Here is a 22600-nt window from a genome sequence, read left to right on the forward strand (position 1 = left end):
TTTTTAGTAGTATTTTTGTGACCGATTTTTAAAGGTCTCAAAACATATGTCCAAAGACATCCGAATCAAGAAAGGGTTGGATATCAACCTTGTCGGGGCAGCGGAACAAACAACTTCAAAAGCCGTTAGCAGTAACGTCTACGCCCTGAACTTAGAAGATTTCCATGGGATTACTCCCAAAATGTTAGTTAAAGAGGGAGCTGAAATAAAAGCTGGTGAACCCTTATTCTACAACAAAAATAGAGAGGATATGCTGTTTGTTTCTCCCGTGAGTGGAGAATTGGCAGAAATTGTACGTGGTGCAAGAAGGCGTATCCTAACGCTAAAAATCCTTGCGGATAAAGAGCAGGTCTACAAAGAAAGCGAAAAGCTAGATTTGAAAACGGCCAATGCGAAAGCTGTTAGGGAATTGTTGTTGGGTTCTGGTTGTTGGGCTTTTATAAAACAGCGTCCTTATGACATTATTGCCAATCCAGATAGGGTGCCTAAGGCAATTTTTATATCTGCATACAACTCTGCTCCTTTGGCTGCAGACCTTGATTATGCTTTAAAGGGAAAAGAAAAGGAGTTGCAGGCTGCCATCCATGCGTTAAAATTATTAACGCCAGGTAAGGTGCATGTCTCTATAGGTAATGCGGCTACTTCGCCATTCGCCTCGTTAGAAGATGTTACCTTGCATAAAGTGTCTGGTCCGCACCCTGTAGGTTTGGTTGGTACGCAAATCAATAAAATTGACCCAATTAACAAGGGTGAAACGGTTTGGACGGTTACCCCACAGGATTTGGTAATAATTGGTGAGTTTTTGCTAACTGGTAAGTTCAATGCTGAGCGTGTAGTTGCATTGGCGGGCTCATCTGTAAAGACACCTAAATATTATACTACTAAAATTGGAGCCGAGCTATCTACGTTTTTGTATGCTAGTGGTGTAAATGGTGATAATTTTAGGGTTATAAACGGAGATGTGCTAACTGGTGCCAAGACTAGTCCAGATGGTCATCTAGGGTTTTACAATAATACGGTAACGGCAATTCCAGAAGGAGACGATTACGAGTTTTTTGGTTGGAACAAGCCAGTTTTCAATAAAATTTCTTCTACAAGAGCATTAACCTTTTCATGGTTGAATCCAAATAAGAAATATGATTTGGATACCAATACCAATGGGGAGCACAGGGCTTTTGTGGTTACAGGTAAATATGAGAAAGTTTTTCCATTAGATATTTATCCATTACAGTTGTTAAAGGCTTGCATGGTTAAAGATTTGGATGAAATGGAACAACTTGGTCTTTATGAGGTAGCTCCAGAAGATTTCTCATTAACAGAGTTTATCTGTATTTCTAAGCAACCGCACCAACAAATAATACGCGAAGGATTAGATTTATTACATCAAGAAATTGGATAGGTTATGGGTTTAAAAGAAAAGATGCATGAGTTGAAATTAAAGTATCAAGGTAAAAAAATGGCGCCTGCCTTTAATGCCTTTCATACTTTTTTATACGCTCCAAATGAAACAACACACTCTGGTGGGCACATTAGAGCTGTAGACGACTTAAAAAGAACCATGAATACCGTAATCTTGGCTTTAGTGCCATGTTTGATTTTTGGTATTTTCAATGCAGGTTATCAACACTATTCAGCTATTAATGGTTTTCCTGCGGAATTCTCATTATTTGAGCACTTTATTAACTGGGATAATTTTATTCTTGGTGTAACCACCATTTTGCCATTAGTTATCGTTTCTTATGGGGTGGGACTTATTGTGGAATTTATTTTTGCGGTAATAAAAGGCCATGAGGTAGAAGAAGGTTATTTGGTAACTGGTATGTTGGTTCCACTTATTGTTCCTGTAGATACGCCACTTTGGATGTTAGCTGTTGCGGTAATCTTTGGTGTTGTTATTGGTAAAGAGGTTTTTGGTGGTACGGGTATGAACATACTTAACCCTGCGTTAACTATTAGGGCCTTCTTGTTTTTTGCATATCCTACATGGATGAGTGGAGATAAGGTATGGGTGCACGGTGCAAAGGCCGGTGTAACACAAGCTGGTTCCACAGATGCTATTTCTGGCGAAACGGTATTGGGGTATTTAGCTCAAGGTAATACGGAAGGCATGTATGCCAAATATGATTTGAGTGAAATGTTCTTTGGTTTTATTCCTGGTTCAGTGGGCGAAACGTCTACGTTTTTAATCTTATTAGGAGGCTTGTTTTTGATCTTCACCAAGATTGCCAGCTGGAGAATTATGTTAAGTGCTGTTCTAGGTTCCTTGGCAATGGGTCTCATTTTTAATGGTGTGGTAGAATTTGGATGGATACCCGAGTATAGTAAGTTTTATGGTTTAATGAGCTTTGATTTCTGGCAACACTTAATTGTGGGTGGTTTGGCCTTTGGTATCGTATATATGGCTACAGACCCTGTAACGGGTTCACAAACCAATAAAGGGAAATGGATTTACGGTTTTTTAATCGGGTTTATCTCTGTAATGATCCGTGTATTTAACCCTGGTTACCCAGAAGGCGTATTCTTGGCCATTTTATTAATGAATGTTTTTGCGCCAACTATTGATCATTACGTGGTACAGGGTAACGTGAAAAAACGATTAAAAAGAATGAAAAATGCTACCATCCTGCCAAATGTAGGGGAGGAAGCGGAACAATTAAAAGCAGAAACGGTTTAGTCATGGCAATGAATACAGACAAAAATTCGTATACCGTTATTTTCGCCGTTATCATGGTGGTAGTGGTAGGTTCTATCTTGGCTTTTCTATCTACTGGGTTAAGGTCTAGAATTAATGAAAACGAACGTTTTGAAAAGCAACAAAACATCCTTTATGCAATGGGTGTTAATGAAAATGAAGGAGATGGTGATGTTTCCTTCATTCCAACAGATAAAGTAGAAGAAACATTTTCCAAGTACATTAAAAAGCAAATTATTCTTGAAGGTGATAAAACCACAGAAGATCAAGAGGCTTATTTAATAGAAATGAAGAAGGAGTTGGACATTATCAAAAAAGGTGGTGAAGGAAAATTACCGCTGTTCATTGGAGAAAAAGATGGTAAGGAATTCTACATCATTCCTATGTACGGTAAAGGTCTTTGGGATGCTATCTGGGGATATATTTCTTTAGATAAAAATTTAATAGTACAGGGTGTGTATTTTGATCACAAAGGAGAAACTCCTGGTCTTGGGGCAAACATTAAATTACGTTTCTTTATGGACGACTTTAAAGGTGAATCCATAGAAGATGGTGCACGTTTAGCGGGTATTGAAGTGGCTAAAGGGAATAATGATCCTTTAAACCAAGATAAAGAAGATAATCAAGTAGATGCCTTGGCGGGTGCTACCATTACGGGTAATGGGGTTTCGGCAATGATCAAAGAGGCGTTAACCTTATACAAACCTTATTTAACTACATTAAAATAATATTATGGCACTACTTTCAAAAAAGGATGCTAGTCTTATTTCTGACCCATTAGCAGATAACAATCCTATTACCATTCAGGTATTGGGTATATGTTCTGCGTTGGCAATTACGGCAGAGCTTAAGGCTTCCGTAGTAATGGCAATTAGTGTAATGTTCGTATTGGGTGTAGGTAACGTGGTTATCTCTTTAATGCGTAATGTAATTCCTTCTAAAATCAGAATTATTGTTCAGCTTATCGTTGTGGCAACTTTGGTAATTATAGTAGACCAGGTGCTTAAGGCGTTTGCATATGAACTAAGTAAAACCCTTAGTGTATTTGTTGGATTAATTATTACCAACTGTATCATCATGGGGCGTTTTGAAGCTTTTGCTTTGGGTAACGGACCTTGGCGATCGTTCTTAGATGGTATTGGTAACTCTTTGGGTTACGGTATTATTTTAGTAATCGTAGGTTTCTTTAGAGAGCTTTTAGGTTCTGGTACTTTGTTTGGATATCCTGTATTGGGTGATCCTATTGAAAAAACGGGACTTTACGCCTTAGGTTACGAAAACAATGGTTTTATGATCATCCCTCCGGCGGCACTTATCGTTGTAGGTATCATAATTTGGGTTCAACGCTCTAGAAACAGAGCTTTAATAGAAGAAGCATAAAAGAATAGTATTATGTTAGAGCATTTAGAATTATTTTTCAAATCCATCTTTATAGATAATATGGTGTTCGCTGTATTCTTAGGGATGTGTTCATACTTAGCGGTTTCTAAGAAGGTTAGTACCGCAGTTGGTTTAGGTGCCGCGGTAATCTTCGTATTGGGTGTTACCGTACCTCTAAACTGGTTGTTAGATCAGTATTTACTAAGAGATGGCGCTTTGGCTTGGTTGGGCCCAGAATATGCAGATTATAATCTAGGGTTTTTATCTTTCATTTTATTTATCGCTACCATTGCAACAATGGTACAGTTGGTAGAAATCGTTGTGGAGAAGTTCTCTCCATCCTTGTATAACTCACTTGGTATTTTCCTGCCGTTGATTGCGGTAAACTGTGCTATTTTAGGAGGTTCCCTGTTTATGCAAACTAGAGATATTCCTAATATTGGATTAGCTTTTAATTATGGTATTAGTTCGGGTATAGGATGGTTCTTGGCTATTTTGGCTATCGCCGCTATACGTGAAAAAATTAGATATAGTAATGTACCTGCGCCGTTAAGAGGTCTTGGTATAACTTTTATTATTACAGGTCTAATGGGTATTGGATTTCAAAGTTTTGGTGGTATGTTAACAGGAGATAATGAGCCGCCAGAAGAATCCGCGCCAACTACTGCCGAAGTAAAGCAGAAGGAAGAAAAAGATATAAAGAAGGAGATTGCAGAGGATGACAAAGCAGTTTCTTATAACGAGGTTTTAAACAAGTAGACATGATATTAGCAACAACTGGAGGTACAATTTTAATTACCGTTATTGCATTTTTGGCGCTTACCTTGATTTTGGTAGCGTTACTCTTGTTCACAAAAGAAAAATTGTCCCCATCTGGCCCGGTGACCATTAAAATTAATGGAGAAAAAGAATTAGAAGTTGAATCCGGAGGTTCTTTATTATCAACTTTAGGTAACAAAAAAATCTTCTTGCCATCGGCCTGTGGTGGTGGTGGTACTTGTATTCAATGTGAATGCCATGTGTTATCTGGAGGTGGTGAGGCCTTACCAACAGAAACACCGCATTTTTCTAAGAAAGAATTGAACCATGGTGCACGTCTAGCCTGTCAGGTAAAGGTTAAGCAAGACATGGAAATTACCATTCCAGAAGAAGTATTTGGTATTAAAAAGTGGGATGCTAAAGTAGTACGTAACTATAACGTAGCCTCTTTTATTAAGGAATTCGTTGTTGAGATTCCTGAGGATATGAACTATAAAGCTGGTGGGTATATTCAAATTGAAGTGCCACCTTGTGAGGTTAAATATGCCGATATAGATATTACCGCACACCCAGAAGAGCACGAAACACCAGATAAGTTCCAAGCAGAATGGGATAAGTTTAATTTATGGCCATTGACCATGAAGAATCCAGAATTGGTAGAGCGTGCCTACTCTATGGCTTCCTATCCTGCAGAAGGTAGAGAAATTATGTTAAACGTGCGTATTGCTACGCCACCATGGGATCGTTCCAAGAACGGATGGATGGATGTAAACCCGGGTGTTGCATCGTCTTATATCTTTAACTTGAAACCAGGTGACCCTGTAACTATATCTGGACCCTTTGGTGAATTCTTCATCAACGAATCAGAGGCAGAAATGTTATACGTTGGTGGTGGTGCTGGTATGGCACCCATGCGCTCACATTTATACCACTTATTTAAAACTTTAAAAACCAATAGAAAAGTTACTTATTGGTACGGTGGTAGATCTAAAAGAGAATTATTTTATTTAGAGCATTTTAGAGCTTTAGAAAAGGAATTCCCAAATTTCAAATTCTATTTGGCACTTTCAGAACCATTAGAAGAAGATAACTGGAAGGTTAAAAAGGATATTAATGACGAAGAAGGAGATGGCTTTGTTGGGTTTATCCACAACTGTGTAATAGATAATTACCTAAACCATCATGAAGCTCCTGAGGATATAGAATTGTATTTCTGTGGTCCACCATTAATGAATAAAGCGGTACAAAAAATGGGTGAGGATTTTGGTATCCCAGATGAAAACATCCGTTTTGATGATTTTGGTGGATAATTATAAAATCATTTTCTTTCTGTACAGCACAGAGGAATAGAATATGTGGAAAACCGATGCGCTGGCATCGGTTTTTTTATTTCTAAATTTAATGAGGTATGAGTAGAGTACTAACGGAACAAGAATTGCATAATATGGCCATGAATTGGGTTGGTAAGCAGCTAGAAAAAGATGGTTTTGAATTTATGGCCGTAAACAGTAAGCCTAAAAAGAATCCGCAGTTCGTTTGCTTAAAAAATAAGAACCTTCATTTTATTATCGTACGGCATTCCTTGCTTCCCAATAATCCAAATTCATATGAGCTAGATATGGTTAAAAAGGTTAAAGATCATGCCATAAAATTTGAAGCAAAAACCTATTATGCCGGTGTAGGTTTTGCCAGTGCAAAAGGATTGGATCATCCCCTGCTATTAAATGAGGAGTATATTGTGGAATATCAAGGATTAATAGAAATACTATGAAAAAATATTTTGGGTTACCAGTACTAGCTTTGTTATTTACTTTCTGCGCCCCAAAAGATAAGTGGGTTAGAAATGTAACCAATGGTGGTGCTTTAGGTACCACGTATGCCATTACTTACTTGTCTCAAGAAGAAATAGATCTGAGTAAAGAAATAGATTCCGTTTTTATGGTTATAAATGAGTCTATGTCTACCTATAAATCAGACTCTGATATTTCTAGGATTAACTTATCTAACGATAGTACTTTGGTGGTAGACCATATGTTCCGTGATGTCTTTGAGCTAAGTAAACAAGTGTATGAGGCTACGGATGGTGCTTTTGATCCAACTGTGGGTGTATTGGCTAATGCTTGGGGTTTTGGGCCAGGTGAACAGTTAAAAATGGACAGTATACGCGTAGATAGTCTAAAGAATTATGTTGGTTTTGATAAGGTAACTTTAAATGAAGATGGTACTATATCAAAACAAATAAATGGTATTGCGTTCGATTTTAATAGTATTGCCAAAGGGTATACCATTGATCGCTTAGGTGTAGTATTGGAAAATCATGGTATTGCCAATTATTTAATTGAAGTAGGAGGTGAGGTTTTAGCTAAGGGCAACAATAAACTAACTCACAGAAACTGGGCAATTGGTATTGATGATCCACAAAGTTTGGAGCAACGGGTAATAAAAAAGGCGGTATACCTTAAAAATAAGGCTATGGCATCTTCTGGTAATTATAGAAAATTCTGGATAGATGAAAAAACAGGTGAAAAATATGTGCACACCTTAGATCCAAAAACAGGGTATCCTAAAAATAGTGCTATTCTGGCAACCTCTGTTTTAGCTAAAGATTGTGCAACTGCAGATGCCTTTGCCACGGCCTTTATGGTAATGCAATTGGAGGAAACGAAAGCATTCTTGAAGAGTTCAGAATTAGATGCTTATATCATTTATCTAGATGAAAATGGAATTACCCAGGAGTTTATGACTGCTGGTTTTGAAAAAGCAGTTATCAATAAATAGAAGGGTTCCTATTTAGGTTTGCAAACAAAAGGTATTATTTCACCTTGAGCCAGTCTATAACGTTCTATAAGTTCTCCTTTCATTGTAGCGGTAAAGTCAACAGGATCAACCTGGAATCCGGCAGATTCTAGTGTAGAAAAATAATCTGTGCCATAAATTCTAACATGGTCATATTGGCCAAAAATTTTAGCCCGCTCTTTCCTGTCGGTAATGGTGTTATCTTCAAAAGTTTTAGTTCTAGATAGATCTTGTGGTATTTGAAAAATTCCCCAACCACCGTTTTTCATTACCCTAAATAATTCGCTCATCGCCTTTTTATCATCTGGTATATGCTCTAGTACATGATTACATAGAATTACATCGAACTCATTACTATCAAAAGGAAGATTGCAAATATCTGCTTTTACATCTGCCAAAGGCGAATTCAAATCAGTTGTGGTGTAGGTTATATTTTCTAAATTTTTAAAACGATGGTAAAAAGCTTGTTCAGGTGCAAAATGGAGCACCTTAAGAGGGGCCGAAAAGAAATCGGTTTTTTCTTTTAGAAATAGCCATAGCAAGCGGTGTCTTTCTAAAGATAGGGTAGATGGCGATAAGACATTTTCCCTGGGATTTTCGTACCCATAGGGTAAAAATTTTCTAAAACTTCTACCGTCTATAGGGTCTGTATACTTTTTTCCTTTAAGACTTAGTGCAATCAAAGGCCTAATGTAGTAACTCAATTTAATGAGCCAAGGCCTTGGAATTAGATTCAGAAAAAATTTAAATAACCCGGATAACAACTTAAGATACGTTTACAGATCTAAATGGTGCTTCTTCATCGGATTGTATTCCTAAAGCAGCATAGATGTATTGAAATGTGGAAAGCAATTCTGGTTTTCCATCAACTATGGCCACGTTATGCTCAAAATGTGCGCTAGGTTGGCCGTCTGCGGTCAAGATTGTCCAGCCATCTTTTAATTGCTTTATACGTTTAGTGCCCATGTTGATCATAGGTTCAATGGCAACTACCATACCATCTGCAAATTTCTTGCCCCTACCACGTTTACCGTAGTTGGGCATCTGCGGATCCTCATGTAATTTGGTACCCAAACCATGGCCAACCAATTCCCTTACCACGCCGTAACCTTGGTCTTCGCAGTATTTTTGAATAGCATAGCCAACGTCTCCTACACGGTTTCCGCTTTTAAATTCACTTATGCCTACGTATAGCGATTCCTTGGTAATCTTTAACAATTTACGTGTTGCAGGTGCAACTTCGCCTACTTCAAAGGTATAGGCATGATCGCCATAATACCCATTTTTAAGAGCGCCACAATCTACGGAAATAATGTCTCCATCTTTAAGTTCTGTATTATCCGGAATGCCGTGAACTACCTGTGCATTTGGGCTCCAGTTAAGTGTATTTGGAAAATCATACATGCCAAGAAAACCAGGTTCGGCACCTTGTTCCCTAATAAATTCCTCCGCCATTTTATCCAATTTAAGCGGGTTGGCTCCAGGCTTTATTTCTGAGGCCAACATACCTAACGTTTTGGATACCACTAACGCACTTTCGCGCATTATTTCAATTTCTTCTGCCGTCTTAATTTTAACCATAGCCGCAAAGATACACGGTTTAATGCATTTTTCAATTAAGGCTATTCCGTAATTACAATCGCTTTAAACCTTTTAAGTCTTGTTTTTGGGTTGCTTCTATAATACTAATTGCATAACCCCCGCCTGGCGCACAGGGTTGTTTTAATTTCGATTTATGGGTAACCCTAAACTTTTTTATGTTATAGGCTTTAGGGTTCTTCTTATAATGTGCATTTTTTGCATCACTGTATATAGTTGCAATATAGGTTTTGTCTTTATCTAAGAAATTAAAGTTAATTGTAGATAAACGTGCTTCTTCATCATTTGTACGACCAACAAACCAATTGTTGCTTCCTTTTTCTTTTCTTGCATAGGTAATAAAGTCTCCCGGCTCGGCTTCTAAAACTAAGGTCTTGTCCCAATCTAGGGCCACATCTTTTATAAATTGAAACGCATCTAAATGCTTATTGTATGTTTCTGGTAAATCTGCTGCCATTTGTAAAGGGCTGTACATGGTAACATATAGGGCCAATTGTCTAGCAATAGTAGTATTTACCCAAGAATTATTATTGGGATTATATTGGCTTACATCTGGCTCAAAAATACCAGGGGTATAATCCATTGGACCACCTACTAAACGTGTGAAGGGCAATATAGTGGTGTGGTCTGGTTTATTGCCTCCAAAAGCTTCATACTCTGTTCCCCGGGCAGATTCATTTCCAATTAGATTAGGGTACGTTCTACTTAAACCAGTTGGTCTAACGGCCTCGTGGGCATTAACCATAACTTTGTGCGCTGCGGCCTTTTCAACCGCATATAAGTAATGATTAACCATCCATTGGCCGTAATGATGTTCGCCTCTTGGGATAATGTCTCCTACATAACCACTTTTTACCGCATTGTAATTATTGTCTTCCATAAATTGGTAAGCATCATCCATAAAGCGTTCATAATTTCTTACGGAACCCGAGGTTTCATGGTGCATCATTAATCGCACCCCTTTGCTTTTTCCATATTCTCTTAACGCAACAACATCAAAATCTGGATATGGAGTTAAAAAATCAAAGACAAAATCTTTTGATTTACCAAACCAATCTTCCCAACCTTGGTTCCAACCTTCTACCAATACCTGTTCAAATCCGTGTGTAGCGGCAAAATCAATATATTCTTTAACTTTTTTAGTGTTCGCGGCGTGTTTGCCATTGGGCGGTAAGCTGGTAAAATCGGTCTCGCCCAACTTTACGCTTGGAATATCCGTGTAGGCCCAAGAACTTTTTCCGGTAATCATTTCCCACCAGACACCAATATATTTTACAGGTTTAATCCAGGAGGTATCCGCATATTTAGAAGGTTCGTTAAGATTTAGGGTGATGTTTGATAATAAAATATCTCCTGCATTTTTGCTGGCAATCACTGTTCGCCAAGGTGTATTTCTTGGCGCTTGCATGTAGCCTTTGTTACCTAAGGCATCAGGGGTTAAATGCGATTCAAATACATAATTATTTGCATCTAATTGTAAATGCATGCATGGATATTCTACCAATGCCGCTTCGTGTAGGTTAATGTAAATACCATTGGCCGTTTTAAGCATTAGCGCAGTTTGAACACCCGGTACGGAAAGTGGAGATTGTGATGCATTTGGTGTAATTGCCGTTTGCATTAAACCAGGAATTTCAGATAGTTTGGAGGTTGTATAATCATACTCTTGTGTATCATAATCCCCTGGTATCCAAAAAGCAGTATGGTCTCCGGCCATAGCAAATTGGGTCTTCTCTTCTTGAATTACAAAATAGGTGAGTTCATCTTGGGAAGGAAATTCATATCGAAACCCTAGTCCATCATCGAAAAGCCTAAACCTGATATTCATTTTACGGTTGGTGGTGGTTTGATTGAGAGCTACCAACATTTCGTTATAGTGATTTCTGATGGATTTTTGTTCGCCCCAAACCGGTTCCCAGCTATTATCTTCAGTAGCTGTTGCAACGGAGAGTTGTTCAAAATTCTCCAACAGCGCTTCCTGGTCTTTTAGTTCAAAACCTAATTTACTTTTTTTGATTATGTGCTGCTCTCCAAGAAATAGTTCATAAGTAGGAACACGATTTTCAAGTTCAAAAACTAATTTAAAGTCGCCGTTTGGCGACTTTAATTCTTGACTATAACTAAAAAATGTAATCCCTAAAAACAGAAGGATACTAAGAATTCTCATATTTAAATTAATGGTTTCTGTGTCATGGCAGCAGGTTGCTCCACACCAATTATCTTTAAAATTGTTGGCGCCAAGTCTCCAAGTACACCGTCGCTAATAGATTTTCTATCTGGGTCTACCAAAATTAGCGGTACAGGATTGGTGGTGTGTGCCGTATTTGGGCTTCCGTCTGGGTTAATCATGGTGTCACAATTACCATGGTCCGCAATAACTAAGGTGCTATACCCATTTTCTAGTGCCGTTGTAATAACGGCCTTTGCGCAGTCGTCTACGGATTCACAAGCTTTAACGGCAGCTTCCATAACACCGGTATGCCCAACCATATCTGGGTTGGCAAAGTTTAAGCATACAAAATCTGCCTCTCCTTTTTCTAATTCCGGTATAATGGCATCTCTAATGTCGTACGCGCTCATTTCTGGTTGTAAATCATAAGTGGCCACTTTAGGAGAAGGACACAAAATACGTTCTTCGCCTTCAAAAGGTTCTTCCCTACCACCATTAAAGAAAAAGGTAACATGAGGGTATTTTTCGGTTTCAGCAATTCTAATCTGCTTTTTCCCCGCGTTTGCCAAGGTTTCTCCAAGGGTGTCCTTTATGTTGTCTTTATCGTAAACAACTTTAACCCCCTTAAAAGATTCGTCATAATTGGTAAGCGTAACGTAATAAAGGTCTAATTTACGCATGTCTTGTTCAGGAAAATCTTGCTGGTTCAATGCCATAGTCAATTCCCTTCCGCGATCTGTTCTAAAATTAAAGAAGATAATTACGTCGTCCTTTTCTACCAATCCATCTTTATTTAGAATTATGGGTTCTACAAATTCATCGGTTATATTATTGTCATAAGATTGCTGCATAGCAGTGCCAATAGCATCTGATGTGGTGCCAATACCCTTTACTAATGCGTCATAAGCCTTCTTTACACGTTCCCATCTTTTGTCTCGGTCCATTGCAAAGTATCGCCCCACAACCGTAGCAATAGCGGTATTTTTATCTTGTATAAAAGCGGAAAGGTCTTCCAAAAATGCTTTACCACTTTTAGGGTCTACATCTCTACCGTCTGTAAAGGCATGTATGTAAGATTTTGATACACCAGCGTTATTTGCTGCCGTTACCAAGGCTTTTAAATGATTGATGTGACTGTGTACACCACCATCACTTAACAAGCCAAGAAAGTGCACTTTCTTGTTATTTTCTTTAGCATATTCAAAAGCATCCTTTAGAACTATTTCATCTTTAAGGGTGTCCTCAGCAACTGCTTTATTAATTTTAGCTAAATCTTGATAAACTATTCTGCCCGCACCAAGGTTCATGTGTCCTACCTCACTATTGCCCATCTGCCCTTCTGGTAAACCAACGTTCATGCCATCAGTCAATAAGTTAGCATTTGCATATTGGGTATAAAGGGAATCTATAAAAGGAGTATTGGCTTTATCTATTGCAGAAACTTTAGGGTCTGGAGACTTTCCCCAGCCGTCTAATATCATCAAGATTACTTTGTTGTTCATGACTAAAAAAATTAAGCTTCAAAAATAGGGCATTGTATTTATAAGTGCTAAAAAATGACGTTATTTCCTAACTACATTATTTGCAATTATATGCTACTAAAATTGCCAACTTGTTAAAGTTTAGTTATATAACTGTTAATCCGGTAACAATTACTGAATAATACCGTCTCTTTGTTATATCAATTAATTCATCAATAAAAAACAAACATCATGAAAAAAACAGTCCTATCCCTAGGGATGGCCATGGCATTATTATGCACAGTACCATCGGCTATCGCAAACGAAAATCTTAAAAATGTTGAAGGTATAACCTTACATTCTCTTGCAGCAGAATCTTTTTGTAAAGCTATTATTAAAGGCGATATCAATAGGGTTCAAGAAATGATAGAGGCAGGAGAAAATTTAGATAGGAAATATCTTGGTAAAACGCCTTTGCATTACGCCGCACGGTACAACAGACCAGAAATTTTAAAACTATTGATCAAGAAAGGCGCAAATCTTAAAAAACGTTGTGACCAAGGATTTACCGTGAAAAAATACGCGGAAATGGCCAATGCCTCTGAAGTGATTGTAATTTTAAATAAGGCTTCGTAAAGGTACTTAGTAGTAAGAATAAATATAAAACCCGTTGCATAGCAACGGGTTTATTTATTTCCTATAGTGTTCTCGTAAAAGGAAATGTGCGTGTTAAAATCTAAAACCTGTTATTGCCCTGTACATGAATGCGTACATCGCAACAAAAATCATCCCTGCGCAAAATATGGAATAGGCTTTTAAAAGCACCACCAAAAATTCTGGCTTGCAGTTCTCAAATGCCCTGAAGTATACGTTTTTAAAGTCTAATAGTGTCCCCATGTTGTAGTTTTTTTTAGTTGAGCTACAAGGGGCTAAGTCACTGTCGATAAGATTTGGTCACATAAAGATACGCATTTTCGATAGAACAAATCAAATGATCGGTAAAATGTTGCTTTTCTTCGATTGCAACCATAATATTTTATTAAAATGAACGTTGCGGTGGTTTTTTAGGCACCTTGGTATTTTTTAATGCTTTCTTTTATTTTTTCAATTCTATTAACCGGGTCTGGGTGGGTGCTTTGAAATTCAGGAACACGGTTAGGACCAGCAGCTTGTTTTAATATTTTCATTACTTCAATCATTTCGTACGGATCGTACCCAGATTTTATCATTAACAATACGCCTAAATCGTCACTTTCCAATTCATCTCCACGACCGTTTTTTAACAAGGTGTTTTGGCCAATAGCCCCAACAATACTACCTGCATCTGCACCAACGGAAGCACCCATAGCAATATTTTGCCAATATTGGCTCTCCGCTATACGTTCTGCAGAGTGCCTACCAATAACATGACCAATTTCATGCCCCATTACACCGGCCAACTGTGCTTCGTTTAATTGTTTAAACAAGGCGTAGGTTATAAAACATTGGCCGCCAGGTAATGCAAATGCATTTATGGTTTGGTCATCTGCCAACAAATGAAAATCGTATTTATAAGGTGTGTCCTTGGCTATGCTGTTTCTAACCAGCTTATTGCCCACGGCATCTACAAAGGCTTGTAATTGCTCATCTGGGTACAAACCGCCATGTTGCTGTGCCATTTCGGGCGCACTTTGCAGACCAATGGCAATTTCTTGCTCCGGTTCCATGGTTATGTGCTGTTCCCTACCCGTATACGGATTGGTTTCTGTGTTGCTGCATTTGTTAAAGTATGCAAAGGCTACAATAGCCAGACCTATTAAGATTCGGATTTTCCAATTTCCTCTACCTCTCATAATGTTAATGTTTAGCGAAGGAAAGTTACAAAAAAGCAGGTTACAATAAATCTGGGTTAATATCCAAAATATTATTGTGTATATATTCCATTAAAAAACCTCTAGTAAAATGTTCGGAGCCTTCCATTTCGGCTTGTGAAAGCAATTTTAGGATATTCAATTTTCGGTATTGCTTTAGCATGGGTTTGGATAAGGGAGCGTAGCTATAATGCCAGGGTTCATACTTAAAACCTTTTCTAAAGTAATTATCCGTATAAACTAGATGAAAGCCAAAACTTTGAGCATTTTCATCCAACCACAATTTAAATTTTTCAAATGGGCCGCCAGCTTCAAATTTGGAAGGAACCAAAACGTCACCCGTTACTTTCGCATAACCATCTATAATATCCATATCCGTTCCCCAATGGTGCCTACTGGTACCAGGTATTGTAGAATATTCTATAATCTTTGCCATGGCATCTAAGGGTTTCATGCCTTGTTGGGTGTATTTGATGTACTTGCGTTCCCAAATGGCCTTTTGGCGTTCATAACTACGATAGCTAGAGACCATTTTTAAATCGAACCCATCTTGGTAGGCTGCTTTTTTCATTAAAATAAAAGCATCGTGCGCCTCTTTTCGAAGATTAATACCTTTTCCAAACAATTCTATATCTGCTTGTCCTAAAAGCTCTTTTGTTGTGTAAAACGCATCTTGGTTATTAAAAAAGGATGGTAGGGTGGTAAGTGCCATACCGGCCATAGAACTACGTTTTATAAAGCTTCTTCTCTGCATTAATCGTTTGTTTACGGTAAAGGTATAGCAATAACGTTAAATGCTTTGATAATATTTTAGCCGGTTGACTTTAATTATTGATTGGAGTTAGATAGAAAAATCCTTGAAACATTTCTCCGTCATCCTTATTAGTCAGTATATAATAATAAATTCCAGAGGCCAAGCCTTTAGAACGGGTTATGGCGTTATCTACATTGGCATACCCAACAAAATCCGCAGTGTAATTTTTTAGTTTGAAAACCAAAATACCATATCTATTGTATACTTCTAAAACATTGTTTGGCATTTCATCAATATTTTCAAAAGTCAACGCATCATGGATTCCATCTCCGTTAGGACTAATTAATTGACTACTAATTTCAAATTTTGGGTTTGAATTGGTAATAGTGCCAAAAGTTACAGCCGTATAATCCGGGCCATCAAAAATAAATGATGTTATTGTGCCATTTTCCCTAGTTCCTGTGGTTTCTGAATTACCTAAATTATGCCATTCTTGATCCACTCGATGCCATCCAACAACTATTATATTATCAATGTCTTCGATAGTCTCGCTAGAAGTTGTTCTGTTATCCCAATGCAATGTTACTTGTAATGCACCCATTACATTTTCTATTTCCCATATTTCTTGGTTTTCTATTGTTCTAATGGATGATTCTTTCTGATTTATTGAATAATTAGACTGAAAAGAATCATCGTTTCCAACCCATTTGTACATACTTTGTAAGTCAAAGCTTGTTTCTGAAAAAGCTACTTCAATTGGCCGGTAATAGTCTGTTGTTCCCAAAGGAAGTACAAATTGTGACTTGGCTAGGCTTTGAATGGGAGTAATAGCTTTAGATTGATCTGAGGCTCCAGTATGAAAGGCACTTTCATTAAAAGTTAGTAAAGGCGCCTCAATGGTACCAATTGAATTAATATTTCCAGCAACAAAATTTAAATTGTTTTCAATTGTAGCCAATGTGCTTAAGGTAATACCATTTGAATTAAAAAGTTCCATATCATAAAAATCTACGGGTAACGAACCGTTGATTGTCTGATTGGTATTCCCGTAAAAACCAATTAGCCCTTGGTTAAGCTCTAAACTGGCATTATTATCAAGATTTGAAAAAATACCAATTTGAGCTTCTTCAAAAAGTTGTAGCCCACCATCATGCCTTAGCACTTCTTGAGCGCTGATTGAATAAAGGCCTAACCAGAATATTAAAAGAATTGTTCTCATTATATCTGACTTATCAGTTGCCAATTAGCGCCATCACTCTGAATCCAAATTACTTTCTGTAAGGGAACAAGTGTAATATCCAATCCTAAAAGATTTTTATAAAGACTTATGCTTACGGCTAAAGCAGTTGGGTTTTTTATAATGTACATTCTACCCTTGCAACTAGAAGCGGCAGGAAGGGTAATGGTATGGTTACCCCCAATGATAATAGTGTGGTGGGTTTCGTCTAAAGTTAAATTTCCTGTGGTAACATCTATTGGTGTTGCCAATGCCCCACTAACATTTATGCCTTCTGCCTTTATTTCGCCAGCAACATCTAATTTGCTAGTTGGGGGATTAGCCCCATCTCCGATACCAATATTTCCATTTCCGGTAAAAGCAATATCGCTTCCATTTTGATTTACAGTTCGTACAATAGCAGCTGGTAAAGTTAAGTTTGCATTGGCAAGGTTGGCTATAGTAGAATTATCTGCTGCGATGGTTGTTCCCGTAATGGTGATTCCCGCTCCGGCGGAGTAGGTGGTATCATCGTCACCGTCGGCTAGACCTACAGGGATATTGGCCAAGTCACCAAAATCACCTGAGAAATCATCTGTGCTATCTAAATCTAAGTTGGCTGGAACACCTGTCAAATCGGCCCAAGCACCAGAAAAATCATCTGTACTATTCAAATCTAAGTTGGCTGGAACACCTGTCAAGTCGGCCCACGCCCCAGAAAAGTCATCTGTACTATCCAAATCCAAGTTGGCCGGAACGCCTGTCAAATCAGCCCATGCTCCAGAAAAATCATCAGTACTATCTAAATCCAAGTTGGCTGGAACACCTGTCAAATCAGCCCACACACCAGAGAAATCATCTGTGCTATCCAAATCCAAGTTAGCTGGAATTCCTGTTATGTTTGCCCATGCAGGCGCAATGGTGGAATTATCCGTTGCGATGGTTGTTCCCGTAATGGTAATTCCCGCTCCGGCGGAGTAGGTGGTATCATCATCACCGTCGGCTAGACCTACAGGAATGTTGGCCAAGTCACCAAAATCACCTGAGAAATCATCTGTGCTATCCAAATCCAAGTTGGCTGGAACACCTGTCAAGTCGGCCCACGCCCCAGAAAAGTCATCGGTAGCATCGGTATCCAGATTGGCCGGAATTCCTGTCAAGTCGGCCCATGCTCCTGAAAAGTCATCGGTAGCATCGGTATCCAGATTGGCTGGAATGCCAGTAATATTAGCCCATGCAGGCGCAATGGTAGAATTATCTGCTGCAATCGTTGTGCCTGTTATGGTGATTCCCGCTCCGGCGGAGTAGGTGGTATCATCGTCACCATCGGCTAGACCTACAGGGATATTGGCCAAGTCACCAAAATCACCTGAGAAATCATCTGTGCTATCCAAATCCAAGTTAGCCGGAACACCTGTCAAATCGGCCCACGCCCCGGAAAAGTCATCGGTGCTATCTAAATCTAAGTTGGCAGGAACACCAGTCAAATCGGCCCATGCTCCAGAAAAATCATCGGTACTGTCCAAATCTAAGTTGGCTGGAACACCTGTCAAATCAGCCCACGCACCAGAAAAGTCATCGGTAGCATCGGTATCCAAATTGGCTGGAATTCCTGTTATGTTTGCCCATGCAGGAGCAATGGTGGAATTATCTGCTGCGATGGTTGTTCCTGTAATGGTAATTCCTGCTCCAGCGGAGTAAGTGGTATCGTCGTCACCGTCGGCTAGACCTACAGGGATATTGGCCAGGTCTCCAAAGTCTCCCGAGAAGTCATCCGTAGCATCCAAGTCTAAGTTGGCTGGAACACCAGTCAAATCAGCCCAAGCTCCAGAGAAGTCATCGGTAGCATCGGTATCCAAATTAGCCGGTACTCCGGAAATGTTGGTCCAAACTGGTGCGATCGAGCTGTTGTCTACTGCAAATGCGGTTCCAGTTAAGGTCAGACCAGCTCCAGCGGAGTAGGTGGTATCATCATCACCATCGGCTAGACCAACAGGAATGTTGGCCAAGTCACCAAAATCACCTGAGAAATCATCAGTACTATCCAAATCCAAGTTGGCCGGAACGCCTGTCAAATCAGCCCATGCTCCAGAAAAATCATCTGTGCTATCCAAGTCTAAGTTGGCTGGAACACCAGTCAAATCAGCCCACGCACCAGAAAAGTCATCGGTACTGTCTAAATCTAAGTTGGCTGGAACACCTGTCAAATCGGCCCAAGCACCAGAAAAGTCATCGGTGCTATCCAGGTCTAGGTTGGCTGGTACACCTGTCAAATCGGCCCACGCACCAGAAAAGTCATCTGTAGCATCCAAGTCTAAGTTGGCCGGAACGCCTGTTAAATCACTCCAAGCTCCAGAGAAATCATCGGTACTGTCCAAATCTAAGTTGGTTGGAACACCTGTCAAATCGGCCCATGCTCCAGAAAAATCATCGGTACTGTCCAAATCCAAGTTAGCTGGAACACCAGTCAAATCAGCCCAAGCTCCAGAGAAGTCATCGGTGGAATCGGTATCCAGATTAGCTGGAATGCCAGTAATATTAGCCCATGCAGGCGCAATGGTAGAATTATCTGCTGCAATCGTTGTTCCCGTAATGGTAATTCCTGCTCCAGCGGAGTAGGTGGTATCATCATCACCGTCGGCTAGACCAACAGGAATGTTGGCCAAGTCACCAAAATCACCAGAAAAGTCATCTGTGCTATCCAAATCCAAGTTAGCTGGAATGCCAGTAATATTAGCCCATGCAGGAGAAATGGTGGAATTATCTGCTGCGATGGTTGTTCCCGTAATGGTAATTCCTGCTCCGGCGGAGTAGGTGGTATCGTCATCTCCATCAGCAAGTCCAACAGGAATGTTTACCAAGTCCCCAAAATCACCTGAGAAATCATCTGTGCTATCCAAATCCAAGTTGGCTGGAACACCTGTCAAATCGGCCCAAGCTCCAGAAAAGTCATCCGTAGCATCCAAGTCTAAGTTAGCAGGAACACCTGTCAAATCGGCCCATGCTCCGGAAAAGTCATCGGTGGCATCGATATCCAGATTAGCTGGAATTCCTGTTATGTTTGCCCATGCAGGAGCAATGGAGGAATTATCCGTTGCGATGGTTGTTCCCGTAATGGTGATCCCTGCTCCAGCGGAGTAGGTGGTATCATCATCACCGTCGGCTAGACCAAGAGGAATGTTGGCCAAGTCACCAAAGTCTCCTGAGAAATCATCAGTACTATCTAAATCTAAGTTAGCTGGAACTCCTGTCAAATCGGCCCACGCACCGGAAAAGTCATCTGTACTATCCAAATCTAAGTTGGCTGGTACATCGGTAAGGTCGTTAAAACTTCCAGAGAAATTTAAGGTAGGAATATCAATTATGGTGGTTTCGCCTAATTCGTTCGTATAAGTATATTGTGCTGCACCAGTGGCTGTTAATGTACTCACCGTTTCTGGCTGACCGTAAAAAGTTGTGCTTACACCATTCGCATCTAAAAAGGTGAATGTGCCGTTGCCGTTATCAGTCAATGCACTTGAACCGCTATTGGCATTACACAAATTAGTCCAAGCCGTACCGTTATAAAAATATACGCATTGGGTGTCTGTATTATAGACCAAGGCACCATTTAATGGAAAAATGGCATTCATTTGCTGATTGGTTACACGAGTAAGAACCAGTGCTTTACTGGTACTCTCTAACTCTAAAAGTGAGGCCGGGTTAATGGTGTTCACATCTGCTCCAATTTTTACTTGAGCTGTTGCCAATTGGTAGCAGGTAAAAAATAGAAAACCTATAAGTAATCTTTTGGATGGGGAAATCATCATTGTGCTAATTTTCCCGCAAAATAGATTTAACTAAAAATTAAGAAGAAAATATGTTGTAAGAAACTAAGAAAAGGACTACAAAAATTATAAATTTTGTGGTCTAGTTTATTTTAGGTTGACTGGGAGGGGTAGAACTTTAAAGATTAGTCTTTTAAATAAAAGAAGCCTTGATAGTTTAATTCTTGCTGAGGCAAACTAACTGTGTAGTAGTAAATCCCGGCAGGTAAGCCTTTATCCCTGCCAACAACAAAGTTGTCTATATTAGAGAAGCCCGCAAATTCATTGGTGTAGTTTTCTTTGTAAAAAACCCGTTGTCCAAAACGGTTGTAAATGTAGACTTCATTGGGTGCTGTTGGATCCAATGCATCAAAAATTAAAACATCGTTAATGCCGTCTGCATTGGGCGAAACAAAATAATTGCCCAAGGTTGGGTTGTTCACCGCAAAAGTATCTGTTGGCAAGGGTACGGTACCAAAGGTTAGGGCGGCATAATCATCTGGTACAAATGTTTCCGAGGTTAAAAAACCTTGGTCTACATCTCCGCTTAACGCACTATTGCCAATAATGACCCATTGCGCATTTACCTTGGACCAACCTACTAAAATAATATCGTCTACGCTATTGGCTAGGTTAAACAATTCACTGCGCGTATTCCAATTTATGGTTACCCTAGAGGGTTGTGTACTCGTAAGTACCCAAAATTCCCTTTCGCTGATTTCTCCTATGTCTCTTATTTTTTCTTGGGTGTCAAAGGTTTCCTCAATGGAAAACGGATTGCTAGGGTTTTGAAATAGGTATTTACAACTAGCAAAGGCGTTGGTGTTTTCAGAGCTTAGGGTTAGTGGGCGTAACATGCTAACATCACCTACGGGAAAAGAGAAAATACGTTTATTGGTAATGGCCGCTATACCAGAAACCTTTCTTAAATCGTCCTCACCGGTGAAAAAGGCATTATCCATAAAATTAAGGTAAACCGTATTGTTGTTCAAGGAACTTAATAGGTTACCTGCAATAAAGTTTGCATTGTTGTTTATGTTGATGGTGTTGCCTAAAAATACACCACCAGGCGCAAATAGTTCCAAATCATAAAGGGTGGGGTTGCTATTGCCTAGCACCTGAACGGGGTTGTCTCCGTAAAAACCGACCAAGCCTTGCTCTGCAACAAATGGTGCCGTGTTGATCCAATTGGTATGGAAACCTATAGCGCCATTATCATGCAATTGAAAACCGCCACTATTAAATAGCGCATCTTGGGCCGTTGCTACACTGCTTAATGTAAAAAACGATATGTAAAGTAGTTTTTTCATTAGTTGATTTGATACCAATTAGTTCCATCACTTTGCAACACTAAATTCCGTGTGGTACCTGAAGTTTCATCAATACCACCACCATCAGAATCTAAAATATTAATGTTTAAAGTATATGAGTTGCCTCGGGCAATAATTCTATATACCCTCCCTTCGCATGTACCCGCCATAGGTAAGATTATTGCTGTTGTACCATCAAGAATAACCGTGTAATTGGTTTCATCCAATGTTATGCTAGTGTTTTCAACGGTAATGGGTTTAGCTACAGAACCGGCAATGTCCAATTTAGAAGTTGGGTTGGTACTGCCAACACCAACATTTTGGTTATCATCAATTCTTAAGGCTTCAATACCACCAGTGGTAAAACCTAGATTGTCTTCACTAATTCTATACATTCCTGTATTAGTATCACCATTTGTTGCAAAACCATAATGCGGATTAGTTACACTACCGGTATTTGCGGCAAATCCATCTCTAGCTTGTATTTGTCCATTTACATCTAGCATGCTTTGAGGAGCTCCCGCAAGAGCTCCAATACCAATTTGGCCATTTCTAAAAAATAGATCATTACCATTTATATTGTAGTTTCTGTCTTCTGTTGCAGTTTGGGTTAAATCTGTGGTTCCAAAATTTGGTAAAGTTGTAGCGTCCACGGCGAACTCTGTTCCGGTTAAAGTTAACCCAGCACCAGCGGTGTATTGCGTATCAGCATCCCCATCCAATAAATCGGTAGGAACGCCAGTCAATGCGGTCCAAGTTCCGTCAAAATCATCGGTACTGTCCAAGTCAAGATTTACAGGTATGTTCT

At 39.3% G+C, this 22600-nt stretch carries 20 protein-coding genes; 9 read left to right on the plus strand and 11 right to left on the minus strand.

Annotated elements, in window-relative coordinates; all coding sequences use genetic code 11:
• Nucleotides 1-46 precede the first annotated feature (46 nt).
• From BUL40_RS04850 to BUL40_RS04885, 8 genes are all read left to right on the plus strand, one after another.
• Entirely contained in the window at nt 47-1399 is a 1353-nt protein-coding gene (locus BUL40_RS04850; RefSeq protein ID WP_080318288.1) for a Na(+)-translocating NADH-quinone reductase subunit A, read from the plus strand.
• 3 nt (nt 1400-1402) lie between these two features.
• The gene (locus BUL40_RS04855; protein WP_080318289.1) at nt 1403-2674 is read left to right on the plus strand and encodes an NADH:ubiquinone reductase (Na(+)-transporting) subunit B; all 1272 of its coding nucleotides are present in this window, start codon (nt 1403-1405) and stop codon (nt 2672-2674) included.
• Nucleotides 2675-2676: 2 nt separating this feature from the next.
• A complete protein-coding gene (locus BUL40_RS04860) occupies nt 2677-3420 on the plus strand; it encodes a Na(+)-translocating NADH-quinone reductase subunit C (RefSeq protein WP_010519187.1) in 744 nt (247 codons plus the stop codon).
• 4 nt (nt 3421-3424) lie between these two features.
• A complete protein-coding gene (locus BUL40_RS04865) occupies nt 3425-4072 on the plus strand; it encodes an NADH:ubiquinone reductase (Na(+)-transporting) subunit D (RefSeq protein ID WP_010519188.1) in 648 nt (215 codons plus the stop codon).
• A gap of 12 nt (nt 4073-4084) precedes the next feature.
• Nucleotides 4085-4831, plus strand: coding sequence for an NADH:ubiquinone reductase (Na(+)-transporting) subunit E (nqrE, locus tag BUL40_RS04870; protein WP_010519189.1), 747 nt, complete (start codon nt 4085-4087; stop codon nt 4829-4831).
• Between the two features lie 2 nt (nt 4832-4833).
• Nucleotides 4834-6141, plus strand: coding sequence for an NADH:ubiquinone reductase (Na(+)-transporting) subunit F (gene nqrF / locus BUL40_RS04875; protein ID WP_080318290.1), 1308 nt, complete (start codon nt 4834-4836; stop codon nt 6139-6141).
• 98 nt (nt 6142-6239) lie between these two features.
• On the plus strand, nt 6240-6602 hold the full coding sequence (locus tag BUL40_RS04880) for a hypothetical protein (RefSeq protein WP_010519191.1): 363 nt from the start codon (nt 6240-6242) through the stop codon (nt 6600-6602).
• Nucleotides 6599-7609, plus strand: a complete 1011-nt coding sequence (locus BUL40_RS04885; protein ID WP_080318291.1) for an FAD:protein FMN transferase — start codon at nt 6599-6601, stop codon at nt 7607-7609. The genes BUL40_RS04880 and BUL40_RS04885 overlap by 4 nt, the downstream gene beginning before the upstream one ends.
• Before the next feature lie 8 nt (nt 7610-7617).
• On the opposite strand, the gene BUL40_RS04890 is transcribed toward BUL40_RS04885, so the two are convergent.
• From BUL40_RS04890 to gpmI, 4 genes are read right to left on the minus strand one after another with little or no spacing between them, the layout of a single operon-like run.
• Nucleotides 7618-8337, minus strand: coding sequence for a class I SAM-dependent methyltransferase (locus BUL40_RS04890; protein ID WP_244901822.1), 720 nt, complete (start codon nt 8335-8337; stop codon nt 7618-7620).
• Between the two features lie 55 nt (nt 8338-8392).
• Nucleotides 8393-9208, minus strand: coding sequence for a type I methionyl aminopeptidase (map, locus tag BUL40_RS04895; RefSeq protein ID WP_010519194.1), 816 nt, complete (start codon nt 9206-9208; stop codon nt 8393-8395).
• 52 nt (nt 9209-9260) lie between these two features.
• On the minus strand, nt 9261-11393 hold the full coding sequence (locus BUL40_RS04900; protein ID WP_080318292.1) for a glycoside hydrolase family 97 protein: 2133 nt from the start codon (nt 11391-11393) through the stop codon (nt 9261-9263).
• A gap of 2 nt (nt 11394-11395) precedes the next feature.
• On the minus strand, nt 11396-12898 hold the full coding sequence (gpmI, locus tag BUL40_RS04905; RefSeq protein ID WP_080318293.1) for a 2,3-bisphosphoglycerate-independent phosphoglycerate mutase: 1503 nt from the start codon (nt 12896-12898) through the stop codon (nt 11396-11398).
• A gap of 210 nt (nt 12899-13108) precedes the next feature.
• Here gpmI and BUL40_RS04910 point away from each other — a divergent pair, with 210 nt between their 5' ends.
• Entirely contained in the window at nt 13109-13492 is a 384-nt protein-coding gene (locus tag BUL40_RS04910) for an ankyrin repeat domain-containing protein (protein WP_080318294.1), read from the plus strand.
• A gap of 93 nt (nt 13493-13585) precedes the next feature.
• Here BUL40_RS04910 and BUL40_RS15720 read toward each other — a convergent pair whose 3' ends face one another.
• From BUL40_RS15720 to BUL40_RS15725, 7 genes are all read right to left on the minus strand, one after another.
• Nucleotides 13586-13753 carry a DUF6747 family protein gene (locus BUL40_RS15720; RefSeq protein ID WP_176465448.1) on the minus strand — a complete coding sequence of 56 codons (168 nt, stop codon included), beginning with the start codon at nt 13751-13753 and terminating at the stop codon, nt 13586-13588.
• 167 nt (nt 13754-13920) lie between these two features.
• Nucleotides 13921-14688, minus strand: coding sequence for a M48 family metalloprotease (locus BUL40_RS04915; RefSeq protein ID WP_010517726.1), 768 nt, complete (start codon nt 14686-14688; stop codon nt 13921-13923).
• A gap of 40 nt (nt 14689-14728) precedes the next feature.
• Nucleotides 14729-15460 (minus strand): M15 family metallopeptidase, encoded by a 732-nt coding sequence (locus tag BUL40_RS04920; RefSeq protein WP_080318295.1) that lies wholly within the window; start codon nt 15458-15460, stop codon nt 14729-14731.
• 70 nt (nt 15461-15530) lie between these two features.
• Nucleotides 15531-16679: a gliding motility-associated C-terminal domain-containing protein gene (locus BUL40_RS04925; RefSeq protein WP_080318296.1), complete on the minus strand. Its 1149-nt coding sequence runs from the start codon at nt 16677-16679 to the stop codon at nt 15531-15533.
• On the minus strand, nt 16679-20485 hold the full coding sequence (locus BUL40_RS04930; protein WP_141239639.1) for a beta strand repeat-containing protein: 3807 nt from the start codon (nt 20483-20485) through the stop codon (nt 16679-16681). The genes BUL40_RS04925 and BUL40_RS04930 overlap by 1 nt, the downstream gene beginning before the upstream one ends.
• 143 nt (nt 20486-20628) lie before the next feature.
• Nucleotides 20629-21792, minus strand: a complete 1164-nt coding sequence (locus BUL40_RS04935; protein ID WP_080318298.1) for a T9SS type B sorting domain-containing protein — start codon at nt 21790-21792, stop codon at nt 20629-20631.
• The coding region (locus tag BUL40_RS15725; RefSeq protein ID WP_394336966.1) for a hypothetical protein at nt 21792-22600 on the minus strand (809 nt) is incomplete at its 5' end. The genes BUL40_RS15725 and BUL40_RS04935, both read right to left, overlap by 1 nt.

Source organism: Croceivirga radicis (assembly GCF_002072105.2).
Taxonomy (GTDB): Bacteria; Bacteroidota; Bacteroidia; order Flavobacteriales; family Flavobacteriaceae; genus Croceivirga; species Croceivirga radicis.